This window comes from Carnobacterium sp. (assembly GCF_032094055.1).
GTDB lineage: Bacteria > Bacillota > Bacilli > Lactobacillales > Carnobacteriaceae > Carnobacterium_A.
Map to the genome: position 1 here is coordinate 4,130 of NZ_DAMDAK010000030.1, position 2,504 is coordinate 6,633.

Genomic DNA, 2,504 nt, shown 5'->3' on the forward strand with positions numbered 1-2,504 from the left:
TTATACTGAAGAAGAAGCGAAGCAATTGACAGCTGAAAAGGGCTGGAATATGGCAGAAGATGCTGGCCGCGGATACCGACGTGTAGTGGCTTCTCCAAAACCTAAAAAGATTCATGGTGTCGCTTCAATTAAAGCTTTATTGGAAAACGATACAGTCGTGATCTCAACGGGTGGAGGCGGAATTCCAGTTGTTTCAGATGAAAAAGGACGGTTAAAAGGAATTGAAGCTGTTATCGATAAAGATTTATCTGGACTGCGCTTAGCAGAACAAGTTGCTGCGGATGTTTTTATGATCTTAACAGATGTCAGCAACGTGTATTTAAACTATGGAAAGCCAGACCAGAAGAAATTAGAGACAGTCACTTTAGCAGAAGCGAACCAGTATGTTGAAGAGGGACATTTTGCTGCAGGAAGCATGGGACCAAAAATGGAAGCAGCAATTGCTTTTGCATCACAAGGTAAAGAAGCAATCATTTGCTCTTTAGAAAATGCAGTGGATGCATTAGCAGGCATTTCAGGAACAAGAGTTGTTCCAGGAGAATAATAAAAACAGACAATAAGCATAAAAATAAAGGCAAGATTAGCTAAAATAATCCTTGTCTTTATTTTTTTCATTATCAAAAGAGGTGAAACCATGCTGCAAGAATACAAAGAAGAAAAGAGCAGTTATTTGACAGCTTTTTTTAAGGGAAATCATGTGGGAATAGTTCATAGCCTATTTACTCATAGTTTAAATATCAAATTAGGAAAACAGTTGGTGCATGTGAGCGATATGCTGGAACCTTTATCAGCTTTTGGAGTGAAACTAAAGGATGAGAAGATCCAAGCACTTTTAACAGTAATTAAGATAGGCGATTTTGTTAGTTGCCAAAACCAAACGTTAACTTTTTATAACCAGTGGAATAAAGTCGTGTTGGTTGTTGCGCTGGAATTGCTTACTGAAATTCAATTGAAAATAGAGCCATTTACTTCTTATCCAAAATGTATTGAAGAAACAGCTTTTTTTAAAGAATTAAGTCGCATACCAGTCCACATGCGAACAGGATTGCCCCTTAGTTCAACTACCACTGGTTACCTTGAAGAATTAAGCAATTACCCCAAAGATCCTTTATCGAACGTTGAACAGAGCGCAATCATAAACCATCTAGTAGGCAGAGGTATTGGACTTACGCCAAGCGGTGATGATCTCTTAATCGGATACACGAGTATATTAACTTTGCTTGATCAACAGCACGAATGGCTTAAAACAATGCAGCAAGTTGTCAGAACCGACAAGACGACAGCAATCAGTATCGCTTATTTGCAGTGCCTTTTAGAAGGAGTAGTGAATGAAAATATTAAAGAATTAATCGATTTGTTTTATTTAGATGACCAAAAGCTGCTCCAAAAGAAAATGGAACGCATGCTGTTGTTTGGACATACTTCTGGCACAGATACGTTGTTCGGCATGTTGATTGGAACCAAAGCCATGATAAAAAGAGAAAAAAGCGGTAAATGATTATAATAAGTGTTGCGCGTAAAGTAGATTGAATCGATAAGTTGAAATCAAAGCACCTCAACTACATTTTGATTTAACTCGGCTATTTAAAAGGTATTAAAAATGTCACTGTTTAGACACAGAACTAAAAATAGAAGGATATTCTATTAAAAGTTGTCCTAAGAGTAGTGGAATAAGTAAAACAATCCTCAGCAAAAAGAAACTATTCATTTTTTACAACAAACCGGTACTTTCATAATCTCCTTGACTTTAAAAAAGGTATCCATTAATCTATGGTAGCAAAGCATAGTATCTACAGTTTTCAACGTTAGGAGCATATACAAATGAACCAAGGAGATATTGAAGATTTAACCATCGAAGAAAGAAAAGAACTGCAAGAACGTTCTGATTTGATCTTTGTAGAAACGGTAATGGATGGTTTTTATGAGATTAAAGTTAAATCGCCGACTGAAATGTTTCCGACAGACGTTTTTTATACGAAAGAAGCTATCGGAGAGTTTCTAATGTCTAAATTTAAATTGCATATTCTAATTGAATCGAATAATGGGAAATTTATTTATCAACCGAATCGATTAGGAAAACGCCAATAGAGTAAGAAGAATTTAAATAAAACACGAAAAAGCGAGTTCTGAAGCTGGTACTTTAAGAACAACGTTTTTGATTTATCAAAATAAGGACCTATCCGTTGCTGATGCAGGGGATAGGTCCTTAACTGTTTGAATGTAAAAAAGTACATTAAAATAACCAGGCAATCAATAAGACGGCAATGACGATTTGGAAAAAGCCGATCAATAAACCATAAAGCATCGTTTTAGGTCCTTCTTTAACAATATCTGAAAATTTCACACGTAAGCCGATGGCAGCCAAAGCAGTAATTTCAAATTGGTTACTGATCGTTTCTGCACTGTGCAGTGCGAATGTCGGCAGTTGGATAGAGCTTCTAACGATAAATAAAAGAAAGAAACCAATAATAAACCAAGGAATACCAACCGCTTTTTTTGATTGT

Annotated in this window: 3 protein-coding genes and 1 pseudogene; 3 read left to right on the forward strand and 1 reads right to left on the reverse strand. The window is 36.1% G+C overall.

What is annotated here, in order from left to right; translation table 11 throughout:
• From RT405_RS06310 to RT405_RS06320, 3 genes and pseudogenes are all read left to right on the forward strand, one after another.
• Nucleotides 1-544: pseudogene (locus tag RT405_RS06310) on the forward strand (carbamate kinase); the annotation flags it as partial.
• A 90-nt stretch (nt 545-634) separates the two neighbouring features.
• A complete protein-coding gene (locus RT405_RS06315) occupies nt 635-1,498 on the forward strand; it encodes a DUF2877 domain-containing protein (protein ID WP_313468491.1) in 864 nt (287 codons plus the stop codon).
• A gap of 323 nt (nt 1,499-1,821) precedes the next feature.
• Nucleotides 1,822-2,088: a hypothetical protein gene (locus tag RT405_RS06320; RefSeq protein ID WP_313468493.1), complete on the forward strand. Its 267-nt coding sequence runs from the start codon at nt 1,822-1,824 to the stop codon at nt 2,086-2,088.
• Nucleotides 2,089-2,233: 145 nt separating this feature from the next.
• Here RT405_RS06320 and RT405_RS06325 read toward each other — a convergent pair.
• A partial coding sequence (locus RT405_RS06325; protein WP_313468495.1) for a putative sulfate exporter family transporter occupies nt 2,234-2,504 on the reverse strand: 271 nt, incomplete at its 5' end.

Excerpts from the sequence above, each read along its gene's own strand:
- RT405_RS06320 (WP_313468493.1), top strand. The coding sequence starts at position 1,822 with ATGAACCAAGGAGATATTGAAGATTTAACCATCGAAGAAAGAAAAGAA.
- RT405_RS06315 (WP_313468491.1), top strand. The coding sequence starts at position 635 with ATGCTGCAAGAATACAAAGAAGAAAAGAGCAGTTATTTGACAGCTTTT.